Origin of the sequence: Flavobacterium sp. MMLR14_040, from assembly GCF_033657265.1 — a bacterium.
GTDB lineage: Bacteria > Bacteroidota > Bacteroidia > Flavobacteriales > Flavobacteriaceae > Flavobacterium.
This window is the reverse complement of record NZ_JAWVWO010000004.1, coordinates 1-13,435: the sequence shown is the minus strand read 5'-3', so window position 1 is coordinate 13,435 and position 13,435 is coordinate 1. Positions and strand designations below refer to the sequence as shown.

The following is a 13,435-nucleotide window of genomic DNA, read 5'->3' as shown; positions in this document are numbered from 1 at the left end:
AAAAATATTTTTTTCACGCAGATATCGCAGATATCGCAGATTTTTAATTTTTAATTCCAAATTTTTAATTGTCTAAAGGTATTTGTAACACGGAATAGTCAAAAAGTCAACAAAATCAGTATTTACAACCAATCTTTCTAAAACTTTTTCCGCTAAAGGAAATTGACGTTTTTCGTAATTTTCTTCTCCTAATTCCGTTTTAATTTTCTGATATTCATCTAAAGCCAATTCGTGATAATAAGCCAAATCTAATTTTCTGTCATTATCCAATGTCACTTTATTTTGAAGCCATTGCCACAATTGCGATCTCGAAATCTCGGCAGTTGCAGCATCTTCCATCAAATTATGCAGAGCCGCAGCCCCTTGACCATTCAGCCATGAAGCCAGATACAAAACTCCAACATTGATGTTTTTTCGAACACCGTTTTCTGTAATGATTCCAATTGGCGGTTCAAGCAAATCTTCTTCCATTATTTTGCGATGTTCTCTTTTAATATGAATTTGATTTGGAGTTGGCATTCCGGCATCAAAAACAGCTTTTGCTAACGAAACCAAATCCGGATGCGCGACCCAGGTTCCGTCGTGACCATTTCGAACTTCTCTTTCTTTATCGGTTTTTACTTTCGCGAAAGCAAGCGCATTGGCTTCTTCATTGTTTTTAATCGGAATTTGTGCGGCCATTCCGCCAATAGCGTGAATCCCTCTTTTATGACATCTTTGAATTACCAAATTTGAATACGCATTCATAAAAGGCGAAGTCATATTTACCTGATCGCGATCCGGAACGATGAACTTTGGGTTCTTGCGAAATTTCTTGATGTATGAAAAAATATAATCCCAGCGTCCGCAGTTCAATCCCACAATATGTTCTTTCAATTCGTAGATAATTTCATCTAATTGAAAACTTGCTGTTATGGTTTCAATCAAAACCGTCACTTTAATGGTTCCTCTTTTCAATTTGAAATAATTCTCTGTAAAATCAATTACATTATTCCACCAGCGTGCTTCTAAATAATGTTCCAATTTTGGGATATAGAAATACGGACCTGAATTGTCTTCCAAAAGCTTTTTATGATTATGAAAAACATACAAACCAAAATCTACTAAAGAACCAGAAACTTCTTTTCCATCAATTAAAAGATGTTTTTCTGGCAAATGCAATCCCCTTGGACGAACGATTAGCGTTGCGATTTTTTCATTTAATTGATAACTTTTGTTTTTAGCCGAATCGGTATAAGAAATCGTTTTGTTTACAGCGTCAATTAAATTCGTCTGACCATCCATTAAATTTTGCCAGGTTGGAGATGTACTGTCTTCGAAATCGGCCATAAAAGTTTTGGCTCCCGAATTCAACGCGTTGATAATCATTTTACGATCGACCGGCCCGGTAATTTCCACTCTCCTGTCTAATAAATCTTTGGGGATTTCTCCAGCCACCCAATTACTTTCTCTGACGGCCTTGGTATCTGAAGGAAAAGAAGGCATTATACCAAGATTCAAAGCGACTTGTTTTTGGTCGCGCTGTAATAATAGTAATTTTCTTTGCGCTTCGAATTTTCGATGCAATTCTGTTATAAAAGCAATTGCTTCTTCTGTCCAAATGTTTGGATAAGAAAACTTTTTTTCGGCTAAAAATTCCATTGCCGTTTCGGTAATTTCTAATTGGTTTTTCATAGCTGTGGTTTTTATTTCATTAGTAAATCAAAATCGTTATTCAAATTAGAATTGACTTGTAAAAAACATTTTGATTATAACAATCTGATATCTAATAATTTCTACACCACAATATTAGAAAAAAGTTTTTTACAAAACAAGCGAACGTTCGCTAAATATTAAAAATAATTTTTTGGCGATTATTTTTTAAATGGCTATATTTGAATCATGGATATCGAAAAAGACTATATAAAGCTGATATTTGGACTCAAACTGAAACAAGTTAGAACCCAAAAAAATCTTTCGCTTTTTGGCTTAGCCAAATTGACAAATCTTTCAAAATCGTATTTGAACGAAATTGAAAAGGGAAAAAAATATCCAAAAACAGATAAAATTTTACTCCTTTGTAAACATTTGGATGTTTCTTATGACCAAATGATCTCTTTAAAACTTGATAATAACCTCGCTCCTATTGGCGAAATCTTAAAATCGGGAATTTTAAAAGAGATTCCACTAGAACTTTTTGGAATTCAGGAAGCCGATTTAATTGATATTATTGCTAATGCGCCTGCAAAAGTCAATGCGTTTATAAGTACCATTATCGAAATTGCTCAGCATTATAATTTAAGTCGGGAGAGTTTCTTTTTGGCTGCATTGCGTTCTTATCAGGAAGCGCACAGCAATTATTTTGAAGATTTAGAAGAGAAAGTAATCGAATTTTCGAAATCATTCCAGATTAATTTAGATTCGAAAATTACGGTTGAAGAATTAGAAGCCATTCTTAAAGAAGAATACGATTATACTATAGAAGAAATTGCCTTTACAGATCAGGAAGCTTTAGAGGATTTACGCTCTATTTATGTCCCAAAAAGCAAAACTTTATTACTTTCAACCGAAATTGATCATCCGCAAAGAGCTTTTATTTTAGCTAAAGAAATTGCTTATAATTATCTTAAAATATCCGATCGTTTACTGACTTTCAGCTGGATAAAATTCGATAATTTTGATCAGGTTTTGCATAATTTTTATGCTTCTTATTTTGCCGGAGCTTTATTATTACCAAGACAACTGGTGGTTAATACAATCAATGATTTCCTAACCAACGAAAAACCAAACCCGGAAGAATTTGTTGCTTTAATCGAAAGTTTTGAAGTTTCTCCGGAATCTTTTTACCAGCGATTAACGAATTTGCTGCCGAAAGATTTTCATCTGAAAAACTTATTCTTTTTAAGAATGTCTCATAAAATTGGCTCTGATGTTTATCAAATCAAAAAAGAATTACACATTACCAATCAGCAGGAACCGCATGCGAACGAAACCAACGAGCATTATTGCAGAAGATGGGTTTCGGTAAAAACCATAGATGAAGCGATCAGACAAAATAAACCTCATTTTTTTGATGCACAGATTTCCAGTTATGTACATAGCGGAAATGAATACCTGGTTTTTTCATCAGCCACAAAAGATCCTTTTATAAAAGACAACATTCGCAGTATTTCTGTTGGAATTTTGATCAATCCTACAATGAAAAAGAAATTCAAATTCATTGAAGGAAAACCACTTGCAAAAAGAATTGTAGGCGTAACCTGTGAAACCTGCGACGTAAAAAATTGTCTTGAAAGAGCCGCGCCGCCAATTGCATTGGAAAAGAAAAAACGTCATGAGAATACTGATGTTGTTGTACAGCAGTTTATCTCGCAGTATAGCTAGTTGTAGATTGTAGATTTTAGATCGCAGATTTTAGACTTTAGATTGAAGATTTTACGCAATATATTAAAAGCTCCAGCGGAGCATCATATTTATAGCAAAAATATATAATCCTACACCAAAGCTCCAGCGGAGCGAAATAGTAGTGCTAAATAAATATTTCGCTCCGCTGGAGCTTTGATTATTCGTTTCTCATTATTTTCTACAAACATATTGTCCCGCTGGGACTTTTTTATTTCTATTCATATTTTTAATAAATCAAAAAAACCTTAGAATCTTAGTCTCTCAAAACCTCAGCACCTTTTTTCTTAATCTACATTAAGTGCTCTTCATTGACCTTGATGGTATCTTTGTACTATAAAAATAACAAAACAGATAAGGTCATGGAAAATATAGTATTACATAAAGCAGAAACAAGAGGAAATGCAAATCACGGATGGCTTAACGCTTATCACAGTTTTAGTTTTGCAAGCTGGTACAATCCGGATAGAATTCAGTTTGGTGCGCTTCGTGTTTTGAATGACGACACGATTGCAGGTGGAATGGGTTTTGGAACGCATCCTCACGATAATATGGAAATTATTACCATTCCGTTAGAAGGCGATTTAGCACACAAAGACAGCATGGGAAATACTGAAATTATCAAAAATGGTGATATTCAGGTCATGAGTGCCGGAACTGGTGTTCAACACAGTGAGTTTAACCCAAATGAAGATCAGCAAACTAAATTGTTGCAAATCTGGTTGTTTCCAAATAAAAGAAATGTAGATCCTCGTTACCAACAAATTACTTTGAATGTTGCTGACAGACATAATAAATTAGCACAAATTTTATCTCCAAATGCTGATGATGACGGAGTATGGATTCATCAGGATGCCTGGTTTAATATGGGGAATTTTGATGCCGGAATTGCTACAGAATACAAAATTAAAAAAGAAGGAAACGGGGTTTACGCTTTCGTTTTAAAAGGAAATGTAACAATCAACGGACAGGAATTAAATACTCGTGACGCGGTTGGTATTTCAGGAACTGATACTTTAAATATTCAGGCAAATACTGATGCTGAATTTTTATTAATGGATATTCCGATGAACTATTAATTCAGGACTTCTTTTCAAACAATAACACAAAACAAATTGGGATTCAAAAATACTTCGTTATTATTTCTTAATCTAGGTTAAGTGCCAAATGAAGACAGCTGAAGTAACTTTGTCCTATCAAAATGAAATTAATATTTTAAAAAATAAAAATTATGGCAACTACAAAATGGTCAATTGACCCAACTCACTCAGAAATTGGTTTTAAAGTTAAACACATGATGTTTACAAATGTTTCAGGAAAATTTGGAACTTACGATGCTTCAATCACTACAGAAGGAAATGATTTTGAAAACGCAGCAATCGAATTTTCGGGCGATATCGCTTCTATCGATACTGCAAATGCAGACAGAGACGGTCACTTAAGAAGCGCTGATTTCTTTGATGCTGAAAACAATCCAAAATTAACTTTCAAAGCTTCTTCATTCAAAAAAATTGATGATGGAGATTATGAAATTACTGGAGATCTAAACATCAAAGGTGTTTCTAAATCAGTAACTTTTCCTGTAGATTTTAGCGGAATCATGACTGATCCTTGGGGAAATACTAAAGTTGGTTTAAGCATTGAAGGAAAAATTAATCGTAAAGATTGGGGTTTAAACTGGAACTCTGCTCTTGAAACCGGGGGTGTTTTAGTTGGAGAAGAAGTTCGTTTAAACATTGAGTTACAATTTGTAAAACAAGCTTAATCTTGTAATAAATAGGTTTTAATTTGGTTGGTTAAAAACCCTGTACTTTTTAGAAAGTGCAGGGTTTTTGTTTTAGAGTTTGCCACGAATTACACTAATTTTCACGAATTAATATTTTATTTTTTTCTGCCACAGATTAAGGGATTATGTGAATTTCAAATCGGTTGAAATCTTTTAATCTGTGGCAAAAAATATTTAAGCTTTGAGAAAAAAATTAGTGGAAATTCGTGGCAAACTAAAAAATCAACGAACAGTATTTCGAAATTCAGTTGGCGACATTCCGGTTTGTTTTTTGAAGAATCTGGAGAAATAGGAGTAATCTTCATAGCCAACAGCAAATGCAATTTCGTTAATAGACAATTGTTTATCGATTAACATTCGTTTTATTTCGAGAATAACGCGATCTGTAATTACTTCGGTTGCTGTTTTCTGTAGAATTTCATTGCAGATTCTATTTAAGTGTTTTAGGGTGATATTTAATTTTTCTGCATAAAAAGAAGGCAGTTTTTCTTTTCTGAAATATTGCTCCAAAAGCCGTTCAAACGTATTAATTTTAATATTATAAGAATGTGTTTGATGTGAGTAAGTCTCACTATATTTTCTGGAAATTTCTATATGAATACAATCTAATAAGTTCAGCATTTTATCTAACTGTAATTTATTTTCCTGATTATTTTCCTGAATTAATAAATCAAAATAAGGCTGGATTTTTGGAATTTCTATTTCTTCAAAAACCATTTCCGGCCTGTTATGAATGGAATGGTAAAAATTATAATCGTTGATATTTTTTTGTCCGAAATATAAATTATAAAGTTCCTGCGAAAAAATAATCACAAAGCCTTCAATATCTTCAGATAAACTCCAATGATGCATTTGTCCGGGTTGGAGAACAAATAAACTTCCCCTTTTTATTTCAAATTGATCAAAATCAACCTCATGCAATCCAGAACCATTTGTAAAAAACACCATTAAGTAGGAATCATGACGATGCGGCTCTTCGACAAAACTGTGGCTTTTTAAATGTTCTGCAAAAGTATTGACGTAAAAATCGCGATGAACATCATTACAGCTAAAATTCTGAACACTATAAACAGGATATTTTTTCATATGCGATTAAATTTAGATTTTAGATTGCAGATTTTAGATTTTGGATTTTGGATTTTTTTATTGGAATTTAAAAACAAAATGTCCTTATTGTGCTATAAGTAGCGAAGATATAAAAAAGACTTTTAATCTATTATAAAATACCTTTGTATAAATAAAAATAACAAAGCCATGTCAACTACATTAACTCATATTTTAAGCAACGAATGTCCTGTTTGTCATAAAGGAAAAGTATTTAAAGACAAAAGTATTTTTTTGACTTTCGGACTTCCAAAAATGAACGAATACTGCAGTCATTGTAATTATAAATTTCAAAAAGAGCCTGGTTATTTTTTTGGCGCCATGTATGTAAACTACGGATTAACAGTCGCTCAGGGAATTGCAACATATTGTATTGCACAGTTTTTCTTTGATCAAACATTTGATTTAAGAATCATTCCGATTATTGCCGTTGTTATTACCTTACTCACTTCTTTCAATCTTAGATTTTCAAGATTAGCATGGATTTATATGTTTAAGGATTATACGAGCTAAAAAAATACTACTTTTGCCTTTCAATTGAAACTAATTTTCAATTCTAAAAAAAAATAAAAATTAAATTAGACAAATGAAAGCATACGTATTTCCAGGTCAGGGCGCACAGTTTACAGGAATGGGCAAAGACTTATATGAATCATCGGCTTTAGCCAAAGAATTATTCGAAAAAGCTAACGAAATTTTAGGTTTTAGAATTACAGATATTATGTTTGAAGGCACTGCCGAAGAACTAAAAGAAACTAAAGTTACACAGCCGGCCGTATTTTTACACTCTGTTATTTTAGCCAAAACTTTAGGAGAAGATTTTAAACCTGAAATGGTTGCAGGACATTCTTTAGGCGAATTTTCTGCATTGGTTACAAACGGAACTTTATCTTTTGAAGATGGTCTTAAATTAGTTTCTCAACGTGCTTTGGCAATGCAAAAAGCCTGCGAAATTACACCCTCTACAATGGCTGCGGTTTTAGGTCTTGCTGATAATATTGTTGAAGAAGTTTGCGCTTCTATCGACGGAATTGTGGTTGCTGCAAACTACAACTGCCCGGGACAATTAGTAATTTCCGGAGAAACTACAGCAGTTGAAAAAGCTTGTGAAGCTATGAAAGCTGCAGGAGCAAAACGTGCTTTAATTTTACCTGTTGGAGGAGCATTTCACTCACCAATGATGGAACCTGCAAGAGAAGAATTAGCAGCTGCAATTGAAGCAACTACTTTCTCTACTCCTATTTGTCCGGTTTACCAAAATGTTACTGCAAACGCAGTTTCGGATGCAAACGAAATCAAAAAGAACTTAATTATACAATTGACGGCTCCTGTAAAATGGACACAATCTGTACAACAAATGATCGCTGACGGCGCTACTTTATTTACTGAAGTGGGTCCAGGAAAAGTTTTAGCTGGTTTGATCAATAAAATTGATAAAGAAGCGGTTACGGCGAATGCTTAATTTGTAGAGAGCGCACTGCAGTGCGTCTTTTGCAAGATATCCAAATAAAAATCCTCATAATATATTTATGAGGATTTTGCTATTATAGTTCTTTTACTTCGGGACTATTATTATTTATTATTGTTGTTATGAAATAATTTTGATCTCTTTTTTCAAAAAAGATATACCAAGTTGTTCTAGCATTTACTTTGTAAAAAACATAATTTAAACCTAGATATTGAATTGATGCTGGAGTTTTGTTATGCAAAGTTTTTTTTATTCTTTCAGGAACTGCATCATAAATATCAGAAACATATTCCTCCGCTGATTCATTAAAACCAAAATATTCTCTCTTATATAAAACATTCACTAAATCATCAAGATAAAGAATCACATTTGGCGCAAAAATCACTTCTATTTTCCCCACCATTCTCTGATCCTTCTAATTGATTCTGCTTTTGCTTCCTCAAGAGTTAATCCTTTTGCAAATTCAGCATCAAAATCAAAAGTCTCGCGATCTATTCCTTTAAATTGAGGTTTTTGAACTTCATATTCTATTCTGGGCTCTTCGACCTTATTATTTTTTTCATTCTCTTTTTTTGAGCCCATAATTCCTACAATTTTATCTTACAAAATTACAAAATAAATCGAATCAAAATAAAAAATCCCAAATAATCTAGATTGATTATTTGGGATTTCAATTATTTCATATCCGCAGATGTCAGATGTATTGCTGTGCATCTCTAGGGAAAACTGTGACTGAAAACAGAGAACTTTATTAAGAACGAACTTTCTGTTCCCATTTCCAGGCGCTTGCCATTGCTTCGTCAAGGCTTAATTCTGCTTTCCAGCCTAAAACATTGTTTGCTTTATCTGTATTGGCATATGCTTCAGTGATATCACCTTCACGACGCGGCATTATTTTATAAGGTAATTTTTTATCGCTTACTTTTTCAAAACTATGAATAACTTCAAGAACCGAACTTCCTTTTCCGGTTCCTAAATTAAAAGTTTCTACTTTTTGTAGATTCTTTTTATTTAATAAACGCTGTAGTGCAATTACGTGTGCTTTTGCTAAATCGACAACGTGAATGTAATCACGAACTGCCGTTCCGTCCGGCGTTGGGTAATCATTACCAAAAACAGATAACTCCTGACGTAATCCCATTCCGGTTTGTGTAATAAACGGAACCAGATTTTGAGGAACTCCTAAAGGCAATTCTCCAATTTCTGTGCTTGGGTGCGCTCCAACCGGATTAAAATAACGTAACAAAATAGCACTTATATTAGTAACTTTTGCAGTATCATTGATGATTTCTTCTCCGATTTGCTTGGTATTTCCGTAAGGAGACATTGCTGCCTGAACGGGCGCATCTTCTGTAATTGGCATTTTTTCGGCTTGACCGTAAACCGTACAAGACGAGCTAAAAATAAAACTTGCCTCAGGTTTTTCTTTTAATTCCTGCAACAAATAAACTAAACTACTAATATTATTCTCGTAGTATAATAACGGATTTTCAACACTTTCACCAACTGCTTTTGAAGCTGCAAAATGAATTACACCTGCAACATCATTATATTTTTTAAAGAAATCCTTTACTGCGGCTTTTTCTCTTAAATCTATTTTTTCAAACAGCGGTTTTTTGCACGTAATATTTACGATTCCCTTTATAACATCTTCTGATGCATTAGAAAGATCATCAATTATTACCACTTCAAAGCCTTCGTTTTGCAATTCGACTACAGTATGCGAACCTATAAATCCTAATCCTCCGGTTACTAATATTTTCATTCTTTTTTAGATTACAGAAAATAGAATAAAGAAGATAGATTATATAAATTTTTCTATTTCTCTTTTTCTATTGTCTTTTATGTTCTTTTTCTATTCTCTTTACTCTATATTGTTTCTTATTTCAAAAACTCAATTACACTGTCGGTAATAAATTTAATCTGCTCATCATCTAATTCTGTATGCATTGGCAAAGCAATCACTTCTTTTACTAGTTGATTGGTAACCGGAAATTGCTCTTCTTTATAACGAACATCAACATAAGCTTTTTGAGAATGCAATGGAATTGGGTAATAAATTGCACACGGAATCCCTTTGTCTAACAAATGCTGCATTAAGCCATTACGGTCTGCATCGATAATTCTCAATACATATTGATGAAAAACGTGATCATTTTCGTTTGCATCAAACTCAGGCGTAATAATATTTTTGTGACCTGCAAAAGCTGCATTATATTTTGTAGCTGCACGACGGCGCGCTTTATTATATTCATCCAACAGAGGCAACTTTGCATTTAAAACACCTGCCTGGATACTGTCTAAACGAGAATTAACCCCTACAACATCATGGTGATAACGCTCGTACATTCCGTGATTTACGATTCCTCGAATAATATGTGCTAATTTATCATCATTTGTAAAAATTGCTCCACCGTCTCCATAACAACCTAGGTTTTTTGATGGAAAAAATGATGTTGCAGCAACATGACCAATCACACCAACCTTAGTTTTTTCACCAGATTTAGAAACATAATCTGCTCCAATAGCTTGAGCGTTGTCTTCTATTACATACAAATTATGTTCGGCAGCGATTTCCATAATAGCATCCATATTTGCAGCACGACCAAATAAATGTACCGGAACAATTGCTTTTGTTTTTGGAGTAATTGCTTTTTTAATGGCTTCGATATCAATATTCATATTTGTAATATCAACATCAACCAAAACCGGAGTTAACTGCAATAAAGCGATAACCTCAACAGTAGCTGCAAAAGTAAAATCGGCAGTAATTACCTCATCACCAGGTTTTAAATCCAATCCCATCATGGCAATTTGCAAGGCATCTGTACCATTTGCACATGGAATCACGTGTTTTGCTCCTAAATAGTCTTCAAGATTTTTTTGAAATTGATGAACCAATGGCCCGTTTATATAAGTATTTGTATCTAAAACTTCTTGAATTGAAGCATCAACAGTGGCTTTTATTTTTTCATATTGACTCTTTAAGTCAACCATTTGAATTTTTTTCATTTATCTTTTTATTTATTTAAAACTTAAGATTTGATTTTGAAACCAAATCTCTAAACGAAGCACAAAAATAGTTATTTAATACCTTTGGACAATGAAAATAATCGAAAGAAGCGTAATTTAGCAGCAAAATTACATCTATGCTTTTTCTGTACAATTTAGTTATTTCCATTGCCGGTTTTTTTCTTAAAATTGTGGCGCTTTTTAGTCCTAAAATCAAACTTTTTATTGATGGAAGGAAAAACGTTTTTTCCATTTTAGAAGAAAAAATAAAAGCCACAGACAAAACTATCTGGTTTCATTCGGCCTCACTTGGCGAATACGAACAAGGCTTACCTGTAATCGAGAAAATAAAAGAAAAATATCCTTCGCATAAAATTGTTGTTACTTTTTTTTCCCCTTCAGGATACGAAGTGCGTAAAAATAACACAGTCGCAGATGTCACTATATATCTTCCATTAGATACCAAAAAAAATGCAAAACGATTTTTAAAACTCGTACATCCTGAAAAAGCATTTTTTATCAAATATGAATTTTGGCTAAACTATTTAAAAGAATTAGAAACAAGCAAAACCCCAACATATTTGATTTCCGGGATTTTTAGAGACAGCCAAATGTTTTTTAAATGGTATGGCGGTTTTTATAGAAAAGCATTAAAAGCCTTTACTTATTTTTTTGTTCAGAACGAAAGTTCGAAACAAAAAATTGAAGCCATTGGATTTAACAATGTAATTGTTTCAGGCGATACTCGTTTTGATCGTGTAAATGCTATTTTAGAAAGAGATAATTCGCTTGATTATATCGAAAAATTTAAAAATAATCAAACCACAATTGTCATTGGAAGTTCGTGGCCAAAAGACGAAGCCCTGATAGCAGAATATATAAACCAGGCTCCGAATGATGTGAAATTTATTATTGCCCCGCATAATATTAAGACAGAACAAATTTCAAATCTTAAATCGCAGATAACAAAATCAAGTGTTTTATTTTCCGAAAAGAACAATCATGATTTATCAAATTATTCTGTTTTTATAATTGATACAATTGGTTTATTGACTAAAATCTATAGCTACGGAACGATAGCTTATGTTGGCGGAGGCTTTGGAAATCCGGGTATTCACAATATTCTTGAACCCGCAACGTTTGGAATTCCAATTATAATTGGACCAAATTTTTCCAATTTTGCCGAAGCTGTAGAACTGGTTAAACTTAAAGGATGCACCGTAATATCCAATAGCAATGAATTAAAACACGGTTTTGATCAATTGGTAAATGATAAAAATTTTCTAAAAGAAAAAGGACAAATTTGCAAGTCTTACATTCAGGATAATACAGGAGCAACAAACACCATTATGAAAATCGTCTCTCAAGCATTTTAACATAGTTAAAGCTGGTTTGATGTCGTTGTCATGAAAAAGAAGGCCTAAAAGCGCTCTTTTTGACCTTTACGGCTTGCAGAATAATTAGTCAAAAGCAAAATAAACTGCAATGAAGTGAATTAAAATAGCCAATTCTATTATTGAATATTTAATGAAAAATAATTTATACAAAAAATACAATAATATAATAAATTTTTACTAATTTGGCACTATCTTTGATAAATAAGATAATCGTGAGCAATGAAAATATTTTAAAAAAAAAATAAAAAAATATTTTACATATTAAAAAATTTATATCTTTGCCACGAATTAATAATTAACCTTTTATAATAAAGTAAGATGAAAAAAGTATTTTTAAGTTTAGCTGTTGTTGCTGTTTTAACTGTTGTTTCTTGTAAAAAAGCTGATGCTGCAGCTACTGAGTCTGTAGATTCTACTGCTGTTGCTGTTGATTCTGCTGCTGCTGTAGTTGATTCTGCTGCTGCAACTGTTGATTCTGCTGCTGCAAAAGTTGACTCTGCTGCTACTAAAGTAGAAGCTGCTAAAGAAGAAGTAAAAAAATAATTAGAACCTAAGTTCTAAAGATTTTAAAACCATCCATCGTGATGGTTTTTTTGTGCTAAATATTTTTAACACAAAATTCCAATATCAAAAATCCCAAATTCCAGAACACTCTGTTTCTGAAATTTGGGATTTTTACATTATTACATTTATTTACAAACCAAATACAAAATTGGAATCTGGAATTTTCAAATATTGAAATTCATCCATTATTCCACTTCCTCTTCTTCAACAATCTCTTCATCTTCAAAAATTGATTCATTCGACGAGAAATCCAAAATTTCAGATCTTGAAGAATAAGTTACAATTTCTTTAATTCCTTTCTGCAAAAGCAATTCTGTAGTGTATTTTCGACTTGTTGCAAAATGAACCTCACCCAACATCAATTTAAAAAAATACTTTCCTCCAGAACCTTTAAATTTTAAAAATCTAGCCTGATCTACATTTAGTTTAAATTTTTCAATATCTTCCTCACATTCAAACTTTAACTCATAACTTAAACTTGTAAATATCACTTTCCCTTTTCGGGAAGTAAATACAAATTTATATTCATCATTAAATCTTCTACTAATTACGAATGCACCCATGTTTTTATTTTAGATTGCAGATTTTAGATTTTAGATTTTAGATTTTTTAAACAACTCTAAGAACCTTAGAACCTTAGAACCTTAGAACCTTAGAACCTTAGAACCTTAGAACCTTAGAACCTTAGAACCTTAGAACCTTAGAACCTTAGAACCTTAGAAC

General features: G+C 32.6%; 14 protein-coding genes. 7 read left to right on the top strand and 7 right to left on the bottom strand.

Features of this window, described 5'->3' with window-relative positions:
- Positions 1 to 72 precede the first annotated feature (72 nt).
- On the bottom strand, positions 73 to 1,674 hold the full coding sequence (aceB, locus tag SD960_RS07330; protein ID WP_318801887.1) for a malate synthase A: 1,602 nt from the start codon (positions 1,672 to 1,674) through the stop codon (positions 73 to 75).
- A 207-nt stretch (positions 1,675 to 1,881) separates the two neighbouring features.
- Here aceB and SD960_RS07325 point away from each other — a divergent pair, with 207 nt between their 5' ends.
- From SD960_RS07325 to SD960_RS07315, 3 genes are all read left to right on the top strand, one after another.
- Positions 1,882 to 3,363, top strand: coding sequence for a helix-turn-helix domain-containing protein (locus SD960_RS07325; protein WP_318801886.1), 1,482 nt, complete (start codon positions 1,882 to 1,884; stop codon positions 3,361 to 3,363).
- Between the two features lie 380 nt (positions 3,364 to 3,743).
- The gene (locus SD960_RS07320; protein ID WP_318801885.1) at positions 3,744 to 4,460 is read left to right on the top strand and encodes a pirin family protein; all 717 of its coding nucleotides are present in this window, start codon (positions 3,744 to 3,746) and stop codon (positions 4,458 to 4,460) included.
- 152 nt (positions 4,461 to 4,612) lie between these two features.
- A complete protein-coding gene (locus SD960_RS07315; RefSeq protein ID WP_042565716.1) occupies positions 4,613 to 5,146 on the top strand; it encodes a YceI family protein in 534 nt (177 codons plus the stop codon).
- Positions 5,147 to 5,389: 243 nt separating this feature from the next.
- Here the strand turns inward: SD960_RS07315 and SD960_RS07310 are convergent, their stop codons facing one another.
- Positions 5,390 to 6,253: a helix-turn-helix domain-containing protein gene (locus SD960_RS07310; RefSeq protein WP_318801883.1), complete on the bottom strand. Its 864-nt coding sequence runs from the start codon at positions 6,251 to 6,253 to the stop codon at positions 5,390 to 5,392.
- Positions 6,254 to 6,421: 168 nt separating this feature from the next.
- Here SD960_RS07310 and SD960_RS07305 point away from each other — a divergent pair, with 168 nt between their 5' ends.
- Both SD960_RS07305 and fabD read left to right on the top strand, forming a co-directional pair.
- On the top strand, positions 6,422 to 6,784 hold the full coding sequence (locus tag SD960_RS07305) for a DUF983 domain-containing protein (protein ID WP_318801880.1): 363 nt from the start codon (positions 6,422 to 6,424) through the stop codon (positions 6,782 to 6,784).
- 73 nt (positions 6,785 to 6,857) lie between these two features.
- On the top strand, positions 6,858 to 7,733 hold the full coding sequence (fabD, locus tag SD960_RS07300) for an ACP S-malonyltransferase (RefSeq protein ID WP_318801877.1): 876 nt from the start codon (positions 6,858 to 6,860) through the stop codon (positions 7,731 to 7,733).
- A gap of 82 nt (positions 7,734 to 7,815) precedes the next feature.
- On the opposite strand, the gene SD960_RS07295 is transcribed toward fabD, so the two are convergent.
- The 4 genes from SD960_RS07295 to SD960_RS07280 all read right to left on the bottom strand — a co-directional run bounded on the left by SD960_RS07295 (position 7,816) and on the right by SD960_RS07280 (position 10,751).
- Entirely contained in the window at positions 7,816 to 8,142 is a 327-nt protein-coding gene (locus tag SD960_RS07295) for a hypothetical protein (RefSeq protein ID WP_318801875.1), read from the bottom strand.
- Positions 8,127 to 8,321, bottom strand: coding sequence for a hypothetical protein (locus SD960_RS07290; RefSeq protein WP_318801873.1), 195 nt, complete (start codon positions 8,319 to 8,321; stop codon positions 8,127 to 8,129). Before SD960_RS07290 ends, SD960_RS07295 begins: the two co-directional genes overlap by 16 nt.
- A 169-nt stretch (positions 8,322 to 8,490) precedes the next feature.
- Positions 8,491 to 9,504, bottom strand: coding sequence for a UDP-glucose 4-epimerase GalE (galE, locus tag SD960_RS07285; protein WP_318801871.1), 1,014 nt, complete (start codon positions 9,502 to 9,504; stop codon positions 8,491 to 8,493).
- Positions 9,505 to 9,620: 116 nt separating this feature from the next.
- The gene (locus tag SD960_RS07280) at positions 9,621 to 10,751 is read right to left on the bottom strand and encodes a DegT/DnrJ/EryC1/StrS family aminotransferase (RefSeq protein WP_318801869.1); all 1,131 of its coding nucleotides are present in this window, start codon (positions 10,749 to 10,751) and stop codon (positions 9,621 to 9,623) included.
- Between the two features lie 137 nt (positions 10,752 to 10,888).
- Between SD960_RS07280 and SD960_RS07275 the strand changes: the two genes are divergently transcribed.
- Both SD960_RS07275 and SD960_RS07270 read left to right on the top strand, forming a co-directional pair.
- Positions 10,889 to 12,127, top strand: a complete 1,239-nt coding sequence (locus tag SD960_RS07275) for a 3-deoxy-D-manno-octulosonic acid transferase (protein ID WP_318801867.1) — start codon at positions 10,889 to 10,891, stop codon at positions 12,125 to 12,127.
- Positions 12,128 to 12,466: 339 nt separating this feature from the next.
- Entirely contained in the window at positions 12,467 to 12,691 is a 225-nt protein-coding gene (locus SD960_RS07270; RefSeq protein WP_318801865.1) for a hypothetical protein, read from the top strand.
- A 206-nt stretch (positions 12,692 to 12,897) separates the two neighbouring features.
- Here SD960_RS07270 and SD960_RS07265 read toward each other — a convergent pair whose 3' ends face one another.
- Positions 12,898 to 13,275, bottom strand: a complete 378-nt coding sequence (locus SD960_RS07265) for a DUF1508 domain-containing protein (protein ID WP_318801863.1) — start codon at positions 13,273 to 13,275, stop codon at positions 12,898 to 12,900.
- Positions 13,276 to 13,435 lie beyond the last annotated feature (160 nt).